Origin of the sequence: Pseudorhodoferax sp. Leaf265, from assembly GCF_001422365.1 — a bacterium.
Taxonomy (GTDB): domain Bacteria; phylum Pseudomonadota; class Gammaproteobacteria; order Burkholderiales; family Burkholderiaceae_C; genus Pseudorhodoferax.
This window is the reverse complement of sequence record NZ_LMMT01000015.1, coordinates 35,478-52,903: the sequence shown is the minus strand read 5'-3', so window position 1 is coordinate 52,903 and position 17,426 is coordinate 35,478. Positions and strand designations below refer to the sequence as shown.

22 protein-coding genes and 1 tRNA gene are annotated in these 17,426 nt (G+C 65.6%); 18 read left to right on the top strand and 5 right to left on the bottom strand.

Annotated features, from left to right (window positions below; genetic code table 11):
* Positions 1-204: 204 nt before the first annotated feature.
* The 7 genes from ASF45_RS15695 to ASF45_RS35350 all read left to right on the top strand — a co-directional run bounded on the left by ASF45_RS15695 (position 205) and on the right by ASF45_RS35350 (position 4,727).
* Positions 205-1,320 (top strand): site-specific integrase, encoded by a 1,116-nt coding sequence (locus ASF45_RS15695; RefSeq protein ID WP_082551045.1) that lies wholly within the window; start codon positions 205-207, stop codon positions 1,318-1,320.
* Positions 1,321-1,453: 133 nt separating this feature from the next.
* Positions 1,454-1,675 carry a hypothetical protein gene (locus ASF45_RS15690; RefSeq protein ID WP_056664229.1) on the top strand — a complete coding sequence of 74 codons (222 nt, stop codon included), beginning with the start codon at positions 1,454-1,456 and terminating at the stop codon, positions 1,673-1,675.
* A gap of 11 nt (positions 1,676-1,686) precedes the next feature.
* On the top strand, positions 1,687-1,905 hold the full coding sequence (locus ASF45_RS35360; protein WP_156473033.1) for a hypothetical protein: 219 nt from the start codon (positions 1,687-1,689) through the stop codon (positions 1,903-1,905).
* Positions 1,902-2,192 (top strand): hypothetical protein, encoded by a 291-nt coding sequence (locus ASF45_RS35355; protein WP_156473032.1) that lies wholly within the window; start codon positions 1,902-1,904, stop codon positions 2,190-2,192. The genes ASF45_RS35360 and ASF45_RS35355 overlap by 4 nt, the downstream gene beginning before the upstream one ends.
* Positions 2,179-3,678 (top strand): phage/plasmid primase, P4 family, encoded by a 1,500-nt coding sequence (locus ASF45_RS15685; RefSeq protein WP_156473031.1) that lies wholly within the window; start codon positions 2,179-2,181, stop codon positions 3,676-3,678. The genes ASF45_RS35355 and ASF45_RS15685 overlap by 14 nt, the downstream gene beginning before the upstream one ends.
* Before the next feature lie 330 nt (positions 3,679-4,008).
* The gene (locus tag ASF45_RS15680) at positions 4,009-4,497 is read left to right on the top strand and encodes a hypothetical protein (RefSeq protein WP_056664221.1); all 489 of its coding nucleotides are present in this window, start codon (positions 4,009-4,011) and stop codon (positions 4,495-4,497) included.
* Complete coding sequence (locus ASF45_RS35350; protein ID WP_156473030.1) at positions 4,494-4,727, top strand: hypothetical protein; 234 nt, start codon at positions 4,494-4,496, stop codon at positions 4,725-4,727. The genes ASF45_RS15680 and ASF45_RS35350 overlap by 4 nt, the downstream gene beginning before the upstream one ends.
* Before the next feature lie 63 nt (positions 4,728-4,790).
* Here the strand turns inward: ASF45_RS35350 and ASF45_RS35345 are convergent, their stop codons facing one another.
* Positions 4,791-5,078, bottom strand: coding sequence for a hypothetical protein (locus ASF45_RS35345; RefSeq protein WP_156473029.1), 288 nt, complete (start codon positions 5,076-5,078; stop codon positions 4,791-4,793).
* Positions 5,079-5,261: 183 nt separating this feature from the next.
* Here ASF45_RS35345 and ASF45_RS15675 point away from each other — a divergent pair, with 183 nt between their 5' ends.
* The 8 genes from ASF45_RS15675 (at position 5,262) to ASF45_RS35325 (ending at position 10,095) form a co-directional block, all read left to right on the top strand.
* Entirely contained in the window at positions 5,262-6,224 is a 963-nt protein-coding gene (locus ASF45_RS15675; protein ID WP_056664217.1) for a hypothetical protein, read from the top strand.
* Positions 6,225-6,226: 2 nt separating this feature from the next.
* Positions 6,227-6,616, top strand: coding sequence for a hypothetical protein (locus ASF45_RS15670; RefSeq protein ID WP_056664213.1), 390 nt, complete (start codon positions 6,227-6,229; stop codon positions 6,614-6,616).
* A gap of 1 nt (position 6,617) precedes the next feature.
* Positions 6,618-6,794 (top strand): hypothetical protein, encoded by a 177-nt coding sequence (locus ASF45_RS35340; protein WP_156473028.1) that lies wholly within the window; start codon positions 6,618-6,620, stop codon positions 6,792-6,794.
* Positions 6,795-6,817: 23 nt separating this feature from the next.
* Positions 6,818-7,003 carry a hypothetical protein gene (locus tag ASF45_RS15665; protein WP_056664209.1) on the top strand — a complete coding sequence of 62 codons (186 nt, stop codon included), beginning with the start codon at positions 6,818-6,820 and terminating at the stop codon, positions 7,001-7,003.
* Between the two features lie 149 nt (positions 7,004-7,152).
* Positions 7,153-7,407: a hypothetical protein gene (locus tag ASF45_RS15660; protein ID WP_056664207.1), complete on the top strand. Its 255-nt coding sequence runs from the start codon at positions 7,153-7,155 to the stop codon at positions 7,405-7,407.
* Between the two features lie 467 nt (positions 7,408-7,874).
* The gene (locus ASF45_RS35335; RefSeq protein ID WP_156473027.1) at positions 7,875-8,780 is read left to right on the top strand and encodes a hypothetical protein; all 906 of its coding nucleotides are present in this window, start codon (positions 7,875-7,877) and stop codon (positions 8,778-8,780) included.
* A 357-nt stretch (positions 8,781-9,137) separates the two neighbouring features.
* Positions 9,138-9,275, top strand: a complete 138-nt coding sequence (locus ASF45_RS35330; RefSeq protein WP_156473026.1) for a hypothetical protein — start codon at positions 9,138-9,140, stop codon at positions 9,273-9,275.
* Positions 9,276-9,372: 97 nt separating this feature from the next.
* Complete coding sequence (locus ASF45_RS35325) at positions 9,373-10,095, top strand: phosphatidylserine/phosphatidylglycerophosphate/cardiolipin synthase family protein (protein WP_156473025.1); 723 nt, start codon at positions 9,373-9,375, stop codon at positions 10,093-10,095.
* A 14-nt stretch (positions 10,096-10,109) separates the two neighbouring features.
* Here the strand turns inward: ASF45_RS35325 and ASF45_RS15655 are convergent.
* A tRNA-Leu gene (locus ASF45_RS15655) sits at positions 10,110-10,190 on the bottom strand.
* A gap of 287 nt (positions 10,191-10,477) precedes the next feature.
* Between ASF45_RS15655 and ASF45_RS15650 the strand changes: the two genes are divergently transcribed.
* Positions 10,478-11,536: a patatin-like phospholipase family protein gene (locus tag ASF45_RS15650; RefSeq protein ID WP_056664204.1), complete on the top strand. Its 1,059-nt coding sequence runs from the start codon at positions 10,478-10,480 to the stop codon at positions 11,534-11,536.
* 3 nt (positions 11,537-11,539) lie between these two features.
* Here the strand turns inward: ASF45_RS15650 and ASF45_RS15645 are convergent, their stop codons facing one another.
* Complete coding sequence (locus tag ASF45_RS15645) at positions 11,540-13,933, bottom strand: glycerophosphodiester phosphodiesterase family protein (RefSeq protein ID WP_162244008.1); 2,394 nt, start codon at positions 13,931-13,933, stop codon at positions 11,540-11,542.
* 223 nt (positions 13,934-14,156) lie between these two features.
* Here ASF45_RS15645 and ASF45_RS15640 point away from each other — a divergent pair, with 223 nt between their 5' ends.
* Complete coding sequence (locus ASF45_RS15640; protein WP_056664200.1) at positions 14,157-15,218, top strand: P1 family peptidase; 1,062 nt, start codon at positions 14,157-14,159, stop codon at positions 15,216-15,218.
* Here ASF45_RS15640 and ASF45_RS15635 read toward each other — a convergent pair.
* On the bottom strand, positions 15,208-15,453 hold the full coding sequence (locus tag ASF45_RS15635) for a hypothetical protein (protein WP_063887695.1): 246 nt from the start codon (positions 15,451-15,453) through the stop codon (positions 15,208-15,210). The genes ASF45_RS15640 and ASF45_RS15635 overlap by 11 nt on opposite strands.
* Positions 15,454-15,806: 353 nt before the next feature.
* Here ASF45_RS15635 and ASF45_RS15630 point away from each other — a divergent pair, with 353 nt between their 5' ends.
* Positions 15,807-16,445, top strand: coding sequence for a DUF6806 family protein (locus ASF45_RS15630; RefSeq protein WP_056664196.1), 639 nt, complete (start codon positions 15,807-15,809; stop codon positions 16,443-16,445).
* Between the two features lie 4 nt (positions 16,446-16,449).
* Here ASF45_RS15630 and ASF45_RS15625 read toward each other — a convergent pair whose 3' ends face one another.
* Entirely contained in the window at positions 16,450-17,373 is a 924-nt protein-coding gene (locus ASF45_RS15625) for a DMT family transporter (RefSeq protein WP_082551043.1), read from the bottom strand.
* Between the last annotated feature and the right edge of the window lie 53 nt (positions 17,374-17,426).

Sequence of the window (17,426 nt, the reverse complement as noted above, 5' to 3'; positions counted from 1 at the left end):
TCGTGATGATTTCATGAAGATCGGCAGCCCCTGCAGCCCAGCGCTCCAGGGGCTGTTTCGTATCGGCAGGCATGCTGCCCCGATGGTGAAACTGGCAGACACAGCGGACTTAAAATCAGTGTGCGAGCAAGATTCCACGCGGGTTTCCGGGCTGTCGTGCGTAAATGTGCGTAGTTCGCGGAAATCCGGAACTGGAGCACACACATGGGCAGCATCACCGAGCGCTTGAAGGTCACCGCCAGCGGTAAGACGGTCAAGACCTATCGCGTTTACATCCGCCGCAGCGTCAACGGCAAAGAGGTTTCAAAGTCCAAGGTCTTTGGCACAAAAACCGAAGCGAAGGACTGGCTGCGCGAGAACGAAAACGACAGCGGCCTGAAGGCCATTGCGGGCGCTACCGGACCGACCTTCGCCAACCTGCTGGACGCTTTCGTCCTGGCGCCACCAGCCAAGGGAACAAAGTTCTGGCTACCTTCGCACATCGATTTCTGGCGCGCCGAACTTGGCGCCATGAAGACCGGCGCGATTGATCGCGGCACCATCAATACGTGCAAGGCGAAACTGATGGTCAAGCCGGCCACGAAGTCCACGCTTGGCGGCGTTAAGGACTTGGGGAAGGCCGTGACACCTGCGACGGTAAATCGCTACCTTGCAACGCTGTCGAGCGTGTTCAACTTCGCGATGCAACGCGACATCATCAACGTGCACCCAATGAAGGGCGGCGCGGTCAGCAAAGAGGCCGAGTCCGAAGGCCGCCGCCGCATCCTGACGCCGGCCGAAGAAGAAGCCCTGTACTCGGCGTGCGACGCCAGCAAATGGGCGCCCATGCGCCTGTACCTGCGCCTGTGCTTAACCACTGCGGCGAGAAAGTCCGAAGTGTTAGGGCTGCGCTGGGACGGCATCGACCTGGACCGCTCTGTAGCAATTCTGCCCAAGACGAAAAACGGCAAGGCGCGCGCCCTCCCCCTGGTCAGCGACGTGAAGGCCGCCCTTCTGGAAGCCAGCAAGGTGCGCGCCCTCAACAGCGAATTCGTGTTCTTCGATCCGAAGCGGCCGACCCAACCGAAGAACATCGATTCGTTGTGGCGCGCCGTGCGCCAGCGCGCGGGGCTCTGGCAGGACCGCGAAGACGTTCTGGACCATGTGGTCCTGCATTCGACGCGGCACACAGCCACCACCAAGCTGGTGCGCAAGGAAAAGAACATCGCGCGCGTGCAGGCGGTAACGGGTCACAAGACGCTGGCCATGCTTGGACGCTACACGCACCTTGACACGGACGACGCGGTTTCGCTGGCAGAGCGAGCGCTGGGCGGCACCTAGGCCGTATAAACATCCGACCAACCCGGCCAATAGCCGGGTTTTTTTTGTTTGCGATGGCCTGGACAAACCTCAAGAGGACGGCAGGACAACGAAACCGAAGAATCGAGCCCATCGACACAACGAAAGGGCTTAGATGACCACCCAAACCATCGACCTCAACGACCTGTACAGCGTCGCAGATTACGCCGAACGCTATCCGCGCATTCTGTCGCAGCACATGCTGCGCTATCAGCTGCGCAACCGCGATGAAAACGGGCTGGGCGCGGCCTGTGTGCGCATCGGCAAGCGGCTCCTTATTTCGGACACCCGGTATCAGCAATGGCTGGCCAAGGCGCAAGAACAGGCGGTCGCATGAGGATGCCCCAAATGACGAAGGCCACCGGGGTAGGAGCCGGCGGCCTTCTGGAAAATCTCCGCAACCAGCAGAGCACTTTCGTTACCGGTGATTATGGCCGCGTAAGCGTGGTGTATCAAGACCGCAGCGGCGAACTGCTGGACCTGACGCGCTCGATTCACACAGGCATGCGACACACCGTGTCCGCGCTGGAGCGAGCGAACCGCCGCAATGCAGGGGGTGCGCGATGACCAAGCCAGCAAAACTGCTGACCCCCGCGAGTTTCAATCGGTGGCTGAAAGCGAACGACGCGGAACTCCAGCGCCTGGAGGCCATGCGGCACGCACAGATCGTTGACGGAGTGCTACGCCAAGTACAACGAAAACTTTCGGCACACGGCCTGCAGGGCGCGTGCGATGTGGTTTGGAACATGTTCCGCCGCCAGCCTGGCGATGCGCGTGACGTGGTGACCGACACCCTCCAATCCATCGGCTGGTACGCCCCGCAGGCCGTGGAGGGTAAGCGTGATTCCAATTGATGAATTCTTGGATGACGATCAACTGGCCACGCCAGTGCCCAAGCCGAAGGCCCGGCCGAAGCCGGCCATCAAGGCTCCGCAGAAGCCGACGCCGGTTGTGGTGGACGTTAGTCCGCCAGCAACTGCAGGCGCTGTCGCGGTCGTGGACCAGATGCCGCCGCTGCTGCCACCAGAACATAGCGACGACGCCCTGGCCCTCGACTTCGTGAAGCTGGCGGCGAATTTCCGCTGGAGTCACGGAATGGGCTGGATGGTTGACGACGGCGTGACGTGGGATCGGGATAACGACCTTCGGCGCTACGACGTGTCGCGCCGTGTGTGCCGCATCGCTGCAGCGGAAGCGGCCATGAAGAACGATGCCGTCGCGCGAGCCCTGACCTCGGCGCGAACAGTGAATGCCGTGCTGATCTTGGCGCAGAGCGACGCGCACATGGTGGTGCCACCAGGTGTGTGGGACAGCGACCGCCTGGCGCTGAACACGCCCACTGGCATGGTGGACCTTCGCACCGGCCTGCAACGCTCGCGCGGCATCGAGTACGTCACGCAGGCCACCAGGGTTGCGCCTGATGGCGCTGAGGCATGCCCTACCTGGCACCGTTTCATGGCGCAGGTGTTCTGCGGCGATACGGCCCTGGTGGAATTCATGCAGCGGTCCATCGGCTACTGGCTGACCGGCGACCGCCGCGAACAAGTAGTGCACTTCCTGTACGGCCTCGGCGGAAATGGCAAATCGGTGTTCATTGACTTTGTTCAGTGGCTGGCCGGAACCTACGCAATCAAATTGCCCGCCAGCGCGCTGATGCAGTCCAAGGGCGAACGGCATCCGACCGAGCTTGCACAGCTGCGCGGCAAGCGGCTGGCTGTGTCGTCGGAGCTTGACGAAAACAGTTTCTTCAATGAATCCCTCATCAAAGAACTGACCGGCGATGCAACGCTGACGGCGCGTTTCATGCGGGGCGACTTCTTTGAATTCGACATGACGCAGAAGCACGTCATCGTCGGCAACTTCAGGCCCCGACTACGTGGCGGCGATCCCGCCATTGCGCGACGCATGCTGCTGGTCCCGTTCAACGCCAGTTTTCGCGGGGCTAACCGTGACCCGCACATCCTGGAAAAACTGAAGGCCGAAGCACCCGCCATCCTGGCATGGGCTGTGGAAGGTGCGAAGAAATGGCACGCCAGCGGCTTGGCGGTTCCCCAGGTCGTCAGCGACGCATCGCAGGACTACATGCGCGACCACGACGACCTGGGCCAATGGGCCGCTGAGTGCTGCGACATGAGCGGCGAAGCGAAGGCCAGCCACCTGTACGCGAGCTTCACTGCCTGGAAGAAGGCGCGCGGGGAACACCCCTCCAGCCAAACCGCGTGGGGCGGTCGCGTTACAACCCTCCGTGGCGTCACAAAGCGCATGTCCAACGGCGTCCGCTACAGCGGAATCCAGCTGAAGGACGAAGTGTTTAAACGCATCGTATGGGACACCCGCTGATGACCTTGGAAGGGTTGGAAGTCACTCCCCATTTGGCACGTATGCGCGCGCATGTGTATACGTCCCAAATGGAAGCCGCCTTCCAACCCTTCCATCCGCTGCGCGCGCTCCGCACAAAAGGCCGTGGAGGCAATGCACTCATGGCCCGCACCCCTGGCCGTGACCTAGCCGTGATCGTGGCGCCATGGGGCTGGTGGCACGCGGCACGGGCGTGCCCCTCCCCCCTATGCGGCCATGGGTCCTTCCGAGATGGGTGGAGGCATGCGGGGGCAGGCACCCTCGTAATCGCACCCGTCCGAACCCAACTTTTTCGACTTCCAGACTTCCAACATGACCACCATCACCCATGAAACGATCGTGACCGAATCGGCCCTGGCCGCCCTCGCTGGTGTGTCCGCACGCCGCATCAGACAGTTGATCGAGGCGGGCGACCTGGAGCGCGTCGCCCCCGGTCGCCTGGCGCTTGGCCCGTCGATGCGCCAGCTGATTGACTTGGCGGCCGGCAGCGGGTCGGAGCTACAGCGAGAACGAACCCGCGCTGTCCGTGCGCAAGCTGACATGCGCGAACTGGAACTGGCCAAGGCGCGCGGCCAGGTGGCCAGCATTGATGATTTCCAGCGAGTGACCACTGCCCGCAATGCCGTCATCCGGATCAACATGCTCAACGTCGTGCAACGGGCTGCGCTTCAACTGGTCGCCGAGACGGACGAGCGTGTGTTTAAACAGAAGCTGCGCGCGGAAATCACTCTGGCCTTGCAGTCCGCCGCAGAACAGCCGCTGCAGCTGGACGCCGCCGACGAAGCCGAGGTGGAGGCATGACGCGACGCGACCTGTCCCCCTTGACGCCCGAGGAAACCGCCGTGTCCTGGGCGCGTTGCGCTGCTGGCGTACTGCTCGGCAACGCTGGCATGGCCGTGCGCCGCCACCGCACCGACGCTAAGCGTGTTCAGGCACTGAGGCTGGCCGTGGCAGCCTTGCGCTTTGCAGGCGAAACCGACTTGGCCGACGATACCCAGCAACGCGCCGATGACCTAGGGGCCGCCCCATGACCGCCTGCATCTGATTTCTATCCCTTCGCCGGGCTGGTCTGGCCTGGTGGTGTTGGCCGAGCGCTACTCGCGAAGGCAGCTGAGTTCGGTGACCTGCCGCAGCTGGCTTGGGGTGAAGTCGCGGTGGTCGTATGCCACGTCAACCCATGTCCGCACATTCGAAACCGGGACGCGGCCCTTCAACTGCTTCACCGTCTCGGCGACTAGGGTCTCGCGAGGAGCCCCCAGATCTCGACTTTTGGCGATTGCCTCAACCAGCTTGCCTCGCCATTCGCAACCCGACTTGCCGGGGCTTGCGAAAGCGCTTGATGCTCCTGCGAGCAGGGCCAGGGCAATAGCCAGACTTTTCATGCTGTTGAATTTGAGAGGTGAGGATGTGGGCAATCATGACACGCGCTGGCCAGGCCGATAGCCGGCCCGACCCGCACATCCGGCGGATCGAAAGCGGTAGCGGCGTGGCCAAACCTCAAGAGGACCGCGAGGGATCAAAGGCGGAGACTGGCTCCATCAGTTCAGAACTTCGGAGCCCCTTACATGCCCTCGCCCTTCAACAACATCGACGCCCTGGCCCGAGACCTGCAGCCGCAGCGCCATCCTCTCGCTGTCAGCCTGGAGCGCGCCACCCGCGCCGTGGGCTTCGCGCCCCATCAGGCGGCCAATCCGGCGACTGCCATGGCGCCGGCTGACATCCTCATCATGCGCATGTCGGACGGCGCGGCGGCGGCTGTGAACGGCCATGCGTACGACCGCTCCGCCACGATGCGCCCAGCCGGTGAGATTGACACCCTGCGGGGTCGGATCATGGCAGCCAGCCGCGTATGCCGCGCTGGCGCAGTGCTAGTGCCGGTGACAGATGAGCGCCAGCCGTACACCAGTGGCAACGGCGCGGGCGATGCCATCGGCTACTCCAAGAACAAAAACGTTTTCACCGTAATCGACGCGCCGAAAGCCACGGTGGTGGCTGATGGCGCGGATGCCCCGCTGACGCCGGAAAGCATCTTTCGCACGGATATCGATTTACCCGAAGCGGCCTCGCACGCGCTGCACTTCAAGATTTCGCGCGCTGATTTCCGCGAGCGTGATGCCGACTTGCAGGCGTTCGAACTGTCCCGCTCCATCGCGCTGGGCATTGCGCGCATCGCCGACGAAGTGCTGCTGAAAGCCCTGGCGGCTGCGTCGCTCACGTCCTTCACACTCGCGAAGGCAGCCGCGAAGAACGTCGGCTTCGATCAACTGCGCGCCCTGGTTGGCACCAGCGCCACGGGCGCCGCAGTCGAGGCCGATGGCATGCTGCGCGCTGGTGGCATCGTTGGCGAACTGACCAGCGAAATCACGCAGACCATCATCGGCGCATTCCCGCGCGCAGGCGTGGCGGTCGAGGACGAGATTCGGGTTGTGAGCAAGCGCACCAACATTCAGGGGGCGCTCGAAATCGTGGTGTACGTCAACGCACAGCCGCTGGTCCCCGACGCTGGCGCGTTCTGGCTGGGGGCCTGATCGTGAACGCCAATGTGCTGATCGAGTTGAGCCGGCGATTCTTCCGGCGCGATGTCCAGCCCGAGCCCGAGCAGGTTGCAGAACTCATCCAGGCCGATACGGACCTGCCGGCTTTCGCGGCACGCGCCATCGAGCATGCCCGGGCCACCGAGCGCCACAGCGACCCCGAGGACGATCCGCGCGTCCTCATCACGGTTGCAGGCCGCACCTGGTTCGACGGCTCGGCCGAGCCCGCGAAGGAACTGCAGGCCGCGTTCCCTGCGTTGACGCCAAGCCAGACCGAAGTGGGCGTCAGGTTGCTGCGACAGGTGCTGCGCGCGCGCCGGAAGGCACAGAGCCGCAGCCGGACCAACTGGGTCAACGATTGGCAAAACCGCGACCCCTGGGGCTGACATGCACATCACACAGACCAAGCCGCGCGCGGAGAAGCTGACCCTGGTGCTTTCGAGCGACCAGCGCCGGCAGATCGAAGCTGCCCGCCACGCGCTGGAACAGCGCGGCATCCGCGTATCGCTGTCCAAGGTCGCAACCACTGCTCTGATGCGCGGCCTGCGCGAACCCCTTAACTAATTTCAAACCACCGAAAGGAAACCATGTCCGCACAACTGATTGACCCGACCGCAAAAGCCACCATCCGAATCACCGAAACCGTGGCGCAAAACGTCGGCCTGATGGTGCTGGGCCAGTGCCGCAAGGCTGGCGATGTTGTCGAGGGCGTTCCCTTGATCGACGCACTCGCGATGCAAGAGCGCGGCCGGGCCGTGATCGTCAGAAGCTAGTCACTTTCGAAGAGCCGGCCAGGGGGCTCTACGGCCCTGGACGGCGGCCCACTTCCGCTGTTTGGCAAATGTGGCGACGGCTTGGCGTCGATTCAACCAGGTAGTGCCATGACGGGGCAGGCCGAAAACGCCCCGTTCTTTTCGACTGTATGAAAACTGACCACATCGCCGAGCTTCGCGCCGACCTTGAAAAGCACATCGGCACGCTGTTGGACATCCGCAGCCGTGTGCGTGGCTCAGACCTGCTGCATCCCGATGCCGTACAAGCCGCGCATGAGGTGCGACGCATATCCAATGCCTTGGCGGACACCGCTGTGAGCTTGCAGCGAGCCCAGCGGCTTGAAGCTGCCTCGTTCCGCGCCGTGGTAAGCCTGGAAAAAACACCGTACATGGTGGCACGGTAGGCGGGACAGGCTATGCTCGGTTGCGAGCGATATGATTTGCGAGCATAGCCTGTCCCGCCTACCGTGCCACGAAGAACACCCACAAGCCCAGGGGGATTTCTCATCCCCTGGGAACGTTGTAGCGGACGTTCGTAGCGCGTGCCGGACGGCCAGCGACTATTTTGGGGTTTTTATGCAAGAAGTGGTGACCAGTGTCATCAGGTGAGCGACAATCCTTACCCATTGGGTTCTACCTCCGCTTCCGGCATGTCCATCAAATTATTCGACCGACCCGTCGCCAGTTCGCTGCCTGCGCACAGGCATGACAAGTCGAAGCTGGTTGCGATGAAGCATGCCGCTCGTCGCGCTTCGCCTTCGAGCAGGATGCAGCCAGTGGAAGACGCGCGTGCGGCGTTTGGCTTTTTGCCGCGCGACGCCGTAGCTAAGGCGATTTGCTGGCCTAGCCTGTAGTTGCGTCATCCTAGTCTATGCGGCTGAGGCCGCTCATCAGCAAGTACGGCCTTGCTGCTTTCAACGCTGAAGACTTCCAGTTCGTTAGCTCCAAGCTGACCCAAGACCCCGCTCGCCTAGTATTGGTAGGCGGGCAAGCCATAGAGGTCTGGGGGGTGCTTCTCGATGTTGCCGCTCCTACAGGAGACGGCCAGCCGCTGACCGAGGACGCCGACTGGCTTGGCGGCAAACGTGACGCGAAGTGGCTGTGCGACCGATTAGGCGGACCAGATACCGTCGAACTACAGCTTGCGAACGATGCCGACCCGACCCTTAGCTCGGCCCTTGCGTTCATCCGGCGTCCTCAGAATCGAATTTTATTGATGGACTTCATGAGGGCAATTGTCGGCCCCTCATCTGAGGATGTAAGAAAGTTGGCGGTAAAAGTCGAACTTTCAGGTGGAGCGACCATCATGGTCATGCATCCATTGCTGTGCTTGGAAAGTCGGTTTGCAAATTTGGAAGTGATCCCATCGAAGCGGGAGGGAAATGGCCCCATGCAAGCTAGGTGGGCAATAGCCATTGTTCAGGCATTTCTGACAAACATGGTGGCCACAAGTGCTGACAAAGATCAGATAGGGAAGGCCTGCCGACGTGTTGCAGAAATTGCAGAGTACAAATATGGACGGTACTGCTACGTCAACTTTGGACTTGATGCACTTGATGCAGTTCCTTCCAGTGTCATTTCGGCTGTCGGTGGGCGGTTCGAGCAGGAAGAGTGGCACCGAGTAGTCACCCGTATCCGATTCAAACAACACCGCTGGACGGAAATTGCCTCACGCCGAATCTCTGATGCAGTTCGTAGAAACAACTCAGCAATGGACTCTTTACGCGCCGCGCCGGCTACTAGTCTGCGATCACCTGGAGAAGATGTTCAACGCTGAGCTTGGCGGCAACATCAGCGGAGAGCAGGCCGGCTTCACCCGGCCTGCTCCGCAGGTCACAGCATCATGGAGAGGATGACTGCAATAGCCCGAAGGCACGCGGCCTGGCGCTTGCCTAGGATGGGCACCCGGCTTCGGCTCAAACGCACGGGTAGCGAGCAACCTTGCCACTTCGCGTTTCGGCGCTATCACCTTCAGCGGTTTTCCGGACCGCCTGGGCGTTGGAGGCGCCCGCGCCAAGTATGCAGCATCTGTCCGGCACACCGCCACAAGCAACCGCCGGCATCGTGTCACTGTCGGCCCTCCCATCTCAAAATACGGAATTGCATCGCTGGTGTTTTTACGACCGAGGCGACCATGTGCGGGGCCATCACGAACAACACCGCCGCCGCCAACGTGGGCGGCATCACCATCGTGCAGCAGCCGGGGCAAGATGCGCGCAGGCTGACGGACGAAGTGGCGCGGGAGCTAGAGCACCGCCATGGTGTGAAGTAGCGTTCACAGATGTACGGCGGTGACGGGCATCGAGCCTGTCCAATTTTGCGAGGCCGCCTTGCGCGGCTTTTCATTTTCTGAATGCTAGGCTTGGGCCATGAACCCTGAGACTTTCTATCTCCAGATGCGTAGGCTGGTTGCTTCGATGCCAGACCTCGACAATGGTCCCATCACGCATGAAGTGGATGAGTGGCTCGCGCGGGCAACTGCGCTAGTTGAAGTATCAGGCAACGCACGTGATGCCATTGAAATTGGCGCAGCTGTGAAGCTCTTGGATAGCCTACATGCCCGGCATACATACGCGCGCAATATCAGAATCGTGATCGCCCGTGTGCTTGCTCGCGCCGAACTGAAGGCGCCGGTTGAGCAGCAGGGGGCCTTCATTGAAGCAGGTGATTCTCTCAACGCGTTTGCAGCCGTTGCCAAGGTGCTCGAGCGAACAAAACGCGACGTGCTGATGGTGGATGCCTACGCCGATTTCCACATCATCACTGAGTTTGCTGTGACAGCGCCGGCTGGCGTGACCGTCCGAATACTGGGAGCCGATAGAGAGGCACGGAAAGCCACACTTCGTTCAGCGGCCACAAACTGGGTGCAGCAGTTCGGAGCTGGTCGGCCTCTTGAAGTTCGAGTGGCGCCGCAAGCCGTTTTGCACGACCGCCTAATACTGATCGACGCGACCGAGGCATGGTCTGCCGGCCAATCGTTCAATGGCATGGCACAGAAGTCGCACACATCGATAGAACGATCAGACCCTGAACTGTCTGCGATGAAAATTCAGGCTTACGAGTCGATATGGTCATCAGCACAGCCGCTGTGACTACCGACGCCAAATGCCGGGGGCGGGAATCGAACCCGCACGGCCGAAGCCGGGGCATTTTAAGTGCCCTGTGTCTACCATTTCACCACCCCGGCGACGCGCTGCGAGTGTACCGGCGCCGTGCGTAAAGCGTGCGTAACCGGCACCGCAACCTATCACAACGAAGCAGCACCGGCAGCGCGCGGACGCATCCAACCCCAATGAAATCAATGCGTTATGTCGCGCATCGTTGTCCGACGGTGTGATAGCCCTTGACTTAAAATCCGCCGCTTACCCGCGAGGGGGCGTACCGGTTCGATCCCGGTTCGGGGCACCACACCTCTTGCGGACCGACCGCCTGAACGCATCGGACGGACGCCACCTCCCCACACCCATTTCCGGCATGCGCTCCACCGCCCTGCGCACTTCCTCGTTCCTGACGACCTGCGCTCGCCCGCTCGCACTGCTGCTGGCGGCCGCGCTGGCCGCCTGCGGCACGTCGCCGCCCGCCAGCACCACCGCCCCGCCGGCCGCGCAACCGTCTGCCGCGCAGCCCACGCTCAGGATCGGCATCGCGCTCGGCGGCGGCGCCGCCAAGGGCTTCGCGCACATCGGTGTCATCAAGATGCTCGAGGCCAACGGCCTGGCGCCCGCCGTCGTGGCCGGCACCAGCGCCGGCAGCGTGGTGGGCGCCCTGTACGCCAGCGGCATGAACGCGTTCGAGCTGCAGGAAAAGGCGGTCGCGCTCGACGAGGCGAAGATCCGCGACCTGCAGCTGTCCTCCGGCGGTCTGCTGCTGGGCCAGAAGCTGGAGGACTACGTGAACGAGCAGGTGCGCCGCCTGCCGCTGGACCGGCTGGCCAAGCCTTTCGCGGCCGTGGCCACGCGCCTGGAGGACGGCGAGCGCACGGTGTTCTCGCGCGGCAACACGGGCCAGGCGGTGCGGGCCTCCAGCAGCGTGCCGGGCGTGTTCCAGCCCGTCACCATCGGCAAGTTCCACTACGTCGACGGCGGCGTGGTCAGCCCCGTGCCGGTCGACGCGGCGCGCCAGCTCGGCGCCGACCTCGTGGTCGCGGTGGACATTTCCAACAAGGCGCGCGGTCAAGCGCCCGCCGGCATGCTGGGCACGCTGGGCCAGTCCATCGCCATCATGGGACAGAAAGCGGGTCAGGCCGAGCTGGCGCGTGCCGACGTCGTGGTGCGCCCGCAGGTGCTGGACATCGGCGCGGCCGACTTCACCCAGCGCGCCAGTGCCATCCTGGAGGGCGAGAAGGCGGCGCTGGCCGCCATGCCGCTGATCCGCGCACGCGTCGCGCAGTTGCAGGCGGCACGCGAGGAGGCCACCCGGCTGGCCCAGCGCCAGGCGGCCGAGGCCCAGCACCAGGCCTGCCTGGAGCAACGCTCGCGCCTGCAGAAGCTGGCCGGCATGGCGGGGCTGGAGGGCGGCTGCCCCGCGCCGTGAGCCTCACTGCACCGTCACGTTGACGGGCGGGGCCACGACCACGTAGCGGTAGGTGCCGTCGCCCATGGCGTGGCGGTAGCCCGGCATGACCACGGCAGTGCCGGGCCCCGTGAAGCTCAGCGTGCCGTCAGCCGTGGTGGTGTGCGGTGCGGTGCCATCGATGACGGCCGCCACGTTGCTCGTGGCGGCGAGGGACGCGCCGGCCTGCGTGGTCAGCGTGACGGCCATGCCGAAGGCCTGGCCCACGGACGCGCTGGCGGTCGCGGCGCTGGCGATCGCGACCGGGAAGTCCTGCGCCCACCACGCGTAGTCCGTGGTCAAGCCATGCGTGCCCTGGCTGTAGAACCGGTAGAAGGCGGCCTGGTCGTTGATCGTCCAGGGCCAGAAGGTGATGCCGCGGTGCTTGCCCGCCTCCATCGCCGCCGCGCTCAGGTTGGCGTAGGACGGGTTGAAGGTCGCCGAATACTGCTGCGTGACGCCCAGGATGTTGCGCAGGTCCCCGAGCGGGTCGCTGCCGCCGGCCGCGCTGTTCAGGTAGCCCACCGTCACCTCGGGCAGCGTCGCGCCCATGCGCGTGAGCTGGTTGCCATCGAAGGAGATCGCCACCACCTGGTCGCGCACGCCCAGCGCATCGAGTTCCTGCTGCAGCAGGGGCACGATGTCGGCGTTGGCGCTCTTGAGCTCCACGAAATGCGTGATGGGGCGGCCCTTGAACTCCTGGAAGAAGGCGCGCAGCGTCGGCACCTGGCGGCCGCGCGTCTTGGTCTGCAGGGCCTGCACCTGGGCCAGCGTCATGGTCTCGATGCTGCCGCTGCCGTTGGTCGTGCGGTCCACCGTCGCGTCGTGCATCACGACCAGGTGGCCGTCGGTGGTCCGGTAGATGTCGTTCTCGATGGCATCGGCGCCGGCCGCTGCCGCGGCCCTTGCGCCCTCCATCGTGTTCTCGTCCTCGGTGGAGGGCATGCCGCGGTGGCCGGTCACCAGCGGCTTGCGCAGCAGCGTGCCGGCTGGCAGCGCGCGCAGTACCTGGGCGAAGGCGCGGGTGTCGGCGGCCAGCACGCCGTTGACGCCGGTGGTCAGCACGGTGGCGGCCTCGGCCGGCGTCGCCGCGTCGGCCTGCGCCCAGACCGTGATCAACAGGCGCTGCAGGTGCGCGACCGTGGCCCGGTGGGTCATGGCTGCAGGCAGCACGGCGATCTTGGCCTTGGCCCGGTTTGTCGCACCGACCACGTCCAGGATGTCCTGCGACGTGTTGCCCAGGGCGGTGCGTTGCGAGAAGTCGACCGCGGTGCGGACGGCCGGCAGTGCGCGGCGCGCGCTGGCAAGCAATTCCACGTCGGTGGACAGCAGCGTCACGTCGCCCAGGTCTAGCCGGTCCTGCGCGGCGGCCAGCGCGCCCACGGTCGCCGCGTCGGCGATGCGCAGCACCGGGATCGTCGCGCGGCCTGCGCTGGCGAGGTACTGGGCCAGCGTACCCAGACCCTCGCCGTTCGCGGCGTGCAGGTTCAGGCTCGCGTCGACCGTGTAGAGCGCATTGCTGGCGCCGCTGGCCGCCAGGTCGGTGTTGGCGGCCATGGCCTGCACCAGCGTGGGCGCCATGGCGGCGCGCGTGCCCGTATCCTGCACCGCGACGAGTTTGCCGATCTCGGGCAGCGGCTGGAGCTGCTCGGTCACCTTCACGCTGCGCACGCGCATCACCAGGCCCGTGGTCTGCAAGCCGATGCCGCCCGCGGCCATGGCCTCGTCCAGCGTCATGTCGTGTGTGAGCACGTTGTTGAGGTACTGGCGCACGCGCCTGCCGTGCACCACCACAGTGGCCGTGTAGGTCTTGTCCGGGTCGATGTTCTCGCTGAACGCCTTGGTGCCCTGCACGTTCCAGCCGTTGTTGCGGCGCAGGGCGAACTCGGTGCCGTTGGCCGCCGTGGCGGCCTGGCGGATCGCGAACTGGTAGTAGGGCTCGTGCGGGATGGCGGCGTTCGCCGGTCCGGTCCGGTACATCACGCTGCCCCAGCGGCTGCTGTTGTTGGGCTGGGCGAAGGTGAACACCACGTCGATGCGGTAGTTCGACAAGGCCTCGAAGCGCGCCGGCAGCATCACCGCCGTCATCAGCGAACTGTGGGCCCGGCCGTCGATGACCAGCTCACCGTCGGCCACCGAGACCGTGCCGCGGTTGTTGACCGGCAGGCTCCAGCCCGCGGGCAGCGCGCTGAGTCCGGCGAAGCTCTGCTCGAGCAGGACCTGGGGCTGAACCTCTGGCTGCGGCGTCGGTGTGGGTGCGGGCACGGTGGGGTCGGTCCCAGGCCCGGGTGAAGGGGCGGCCTGGTCGTCGTCGCCACCGCCGCATGCGGCCAGTGCCGTCGCCAGGGCCAGAACGCCGACCCACTTCATTTTGTCCATCGCCATCCTCTGAGATCTCCCTCGTGAAAAAGGGCCGGACTCTAGGAAGCGCGGATGACATCCGCATGTCTTCCAGCACGCGGCATGCGGGAATGTGAGGCCGCGCCGGCATGGCGTATCACGCGCGCGATGCCTTCAAGGCGACATGCGCAGCGCAGAACTTGTGGACACTAGCGGCCACGCCGCCCGGCGGCACCCCGACCCATCCCCCCAAGAAAGCACCATGGATCGACGACTCTTCATCGCCGGCGCCAGCGCCCTCACCGCCCTGCCCGGGCGCGGCGCATTCGCGCAGCCGCGCGCCGCCTGGCAGGACGACGCCGGCAGCATCACCGACGTGCCCGGCCTGCGGGTCGGCCACTTCACCGACAGCCGCCGGCCCACGGGCTGCACGGTCGTCATCACCGAGGAAGGCGCGGTCGGCGGCGTCGATGTGCGCGGCTCGGCACCGGGCACGCGCGAGACCGATCTGCTGCAACCGACCAACCTCGTCGAGAAGGTGCACGCGGTCATGTTGTCCGGCGGCAGCGCGTTCGGGCTCGACGCGGCCACGGGGGTCATGCGCTACCTGGAGGAGCGCAAGATCGGCTTCGACGTGGGCGTCACGCACGTGCCCATCGTGCCCGCGGCCATCATTTTCGACCTCGGTGTCGGCGACGGCCGCATCCGTCCAGACGCCCAGGCCGGCTACCGCGCCTGCGAAGCCGCCAGCACGCAGCGGCCGGCCGAAGGCAACGTCGGCGCCGGCGCGGGCGCCACGGTCGGCAAGCTGTTCGGCGCCAGGCGCGCCATGAAGGGCGGCCTCGGCATGGCCTCGCTCAAGGTGGCCGGCCTCACGGTCGGCGCCATCGTCGTGGCCAATGCCGTGGGCGACGTGATCGACCCCGACACGGCGCAGCCCATCGCCGGCGCGCGCACCGAGGACGGCCGCCGCCTGCTGGACGCACGCCGCGCCATCGCGGCCGGCGAGGTGCCGCAGCGCCTGCTGGCCGGCACCAACACCACCATCGGCCTCGTCGCCACCGACGCCGTGCTGACCAAGGCCCAGGCGCAGAAGATCGCCCAGATGGCGCACGACGGCCTGGCGCGCAGCATCAATCCCGTCCACACCATGAACGACGGCGACACCCTCTTCGCGCTGGGCACGGGAAAGTCCGGCAAGACAGGCAACCCCAACCTGCTGGGCATGCTCGCCGCCGAGGCCATGGCGCGCGCGGTGGTGCGCGCCGTCCGGGCCGCCAACGGCATCGAGGGCTACCCGAGCGCCGCCGACCTCAGGACGTGACGGACACCTCGAACCAGGCGTCCGTCACGTCGGCCAGGCTCTGCAGGCCGGTGTAGCGCGCAGCGGCATTGGCACGCTCCCAGCGGCGGACCAGGTCTGGCGCCGGCGCTTCGCCATCGCGCTCCGCCTGCACGAGCTGGCGCACCAGGGCCGCCACCTGTTCGGGCGAACCCAGCCGATCTTCCAGGACCGCCCGGAAGCGACACTCCGCCGCAGCGCGTTGCTGCTCCGTCATGCCCGCATCCTCGCGCAGCACCGCGGCATACGGCGGTGGCGGTGGCGGAGGTGGTGCTGGAGGCGCCGGGGGTTGAAGATCCAAGCAGAGCTGGACGGGATCCATCGCGCAATGGGTAGCTGTATTTAATTACAGTATATGTGCCGGCATGCGGTGCCAAGCCTGGCCCGTCCGGCATGTTGCAAAATACCCGCCTTGCCAACGTCCGCCGGATTCCCCACGCCGGGCCCCCACACGGCCTGGCGCCGGCGAAATCAGCGCGCGCCACAGTGCGTCCGCGCTGCCCGACCCCGCTTGCGGGCCCCGCCGCACACCGCGTTGGCATGGCCCCACGCACCCGCTACCATCCCCCTATGTCACGCTACAACGCCCCCTTCGAGATCCACGTCCACGGCCAGGTGCCGCTGCGCGCGGACGTGAACTACGAGCAGATCCAGGAGGCGCTCAAACCCCTGTGGAAATACGCCGGTGCACGCTCGCTGGCGGCCGCCGCGGCCAGCGCCTACGAGGAAGAGCCCGGCATCCGCTTCGAGACCGCCGACCACCTGCTCGACATGTGCTGGACCGTGCCCGGCGACGAGGACTTCAAGCAGGCGCTGGACGAGATGTGCATGAGCCTGAACGAGCTGTCCGAGCGCGGCGCGGCCATCGAGGTCAGCTTCTACGACGCCGAATTCGACGAGGACGACGAGGAGCCCCCCGAGGACGAGGAGTCGCGCGACGACTTCGTCATGCTGTTCGTCGGCCCCAACCCGGCCGCCATCATGCAGGTGCAGCGCGACCTGCTGGTGCAGGACGTGATCCACACCATGGAGCGCCACTTCGACGCAAGCGAGCTGTCGGGCGTGGTGGCCGAAATCGACAAGCTGTTCACGCAGCGCTTCGACGCCCTGACGAACTCGCTGGACCTGGGCAAGCCCTCGCGCGGCCCCGGCTCCGGCGGCGGCAGCCACGGCGGCGGCGGCGGCCGCCGCCCGCGCCACCTGCATTGACCGGTCAGGAGCGCCCGGTGCCGGTGGGCGTCGGCGCGCGCCCCAGGTTGAGCAGGTTGCCCACCAGGATCAGCGCCGTGCCCAGTGCCATCCACAGGTCGATGCGCTCGGCATAGACCAGCCAGCCGGCCAGGGCCGAGAGCGGCACGCGCAGGAAGTCCATCGGCACCACCACGGTCGCATCGGCATGGCGCATGGCGCTGGCCATGCAGTAGTGCGCGTAGGTGCCCGCGATGGCCACCAGCGTGACCCAGCCCCATCCGGCGGCCGTGGGCCAGCGCCACACGGCCAACGCGGGCAGCAGGCCCAGCACCGATTGCACCGCCAGCATCCAGAACATGATGGTCACGGCCTGCTCGGTGCGGGCCATCGACTTCACGAGGATCACCGACACCGCGAAGCCCAGCGCCGCCACCAGCGCGATGGCCTGCCCGGCACCGATGCCGGCGCCGCCGGCCGGGCGCGCGATCATGGCCACGCCGATGGCGCCGAGCACGACGGCGGCCAACTTCCAGCGGTGCAGCCGCTCGCCCAGGAACAGCGCAGCCAGCAGGACGGTCCAGATCGGCATCGTGAACTCGATGGCCACCACCTGTCCGAGCGGGATCAGTGTCAGCGCAAGGAACCAGCCGTACTGCGCGGCGTAGTGCACGATGTTGCGGCCCACGTGGCGCGGTAGCTGGTGCGTGCGCAGCGCCGACCACCCGCCGGCCATGCGCACCAGTGGATAAAGCAACACCAGGCCCATCAGCGAGCGCATCTCCATGATCTGGAACACGTCCATCTCGCGCGTGGCCTGGCGGCCCGCCACGGCGACGACCAGCATCAGCGACAGCCAGCCCGCCATCCACGGTGCAGCGCGCCGGGCCTGGTCCAGCACGGGAACGGGAACGGGAACGGCGGCAGGCGGCAAGGGAATGCTGGACATGCAAGGCACCGGCGCGTCTTGCGGCGCTGCCGGTTCGTCTCCTGGTTGTAGGG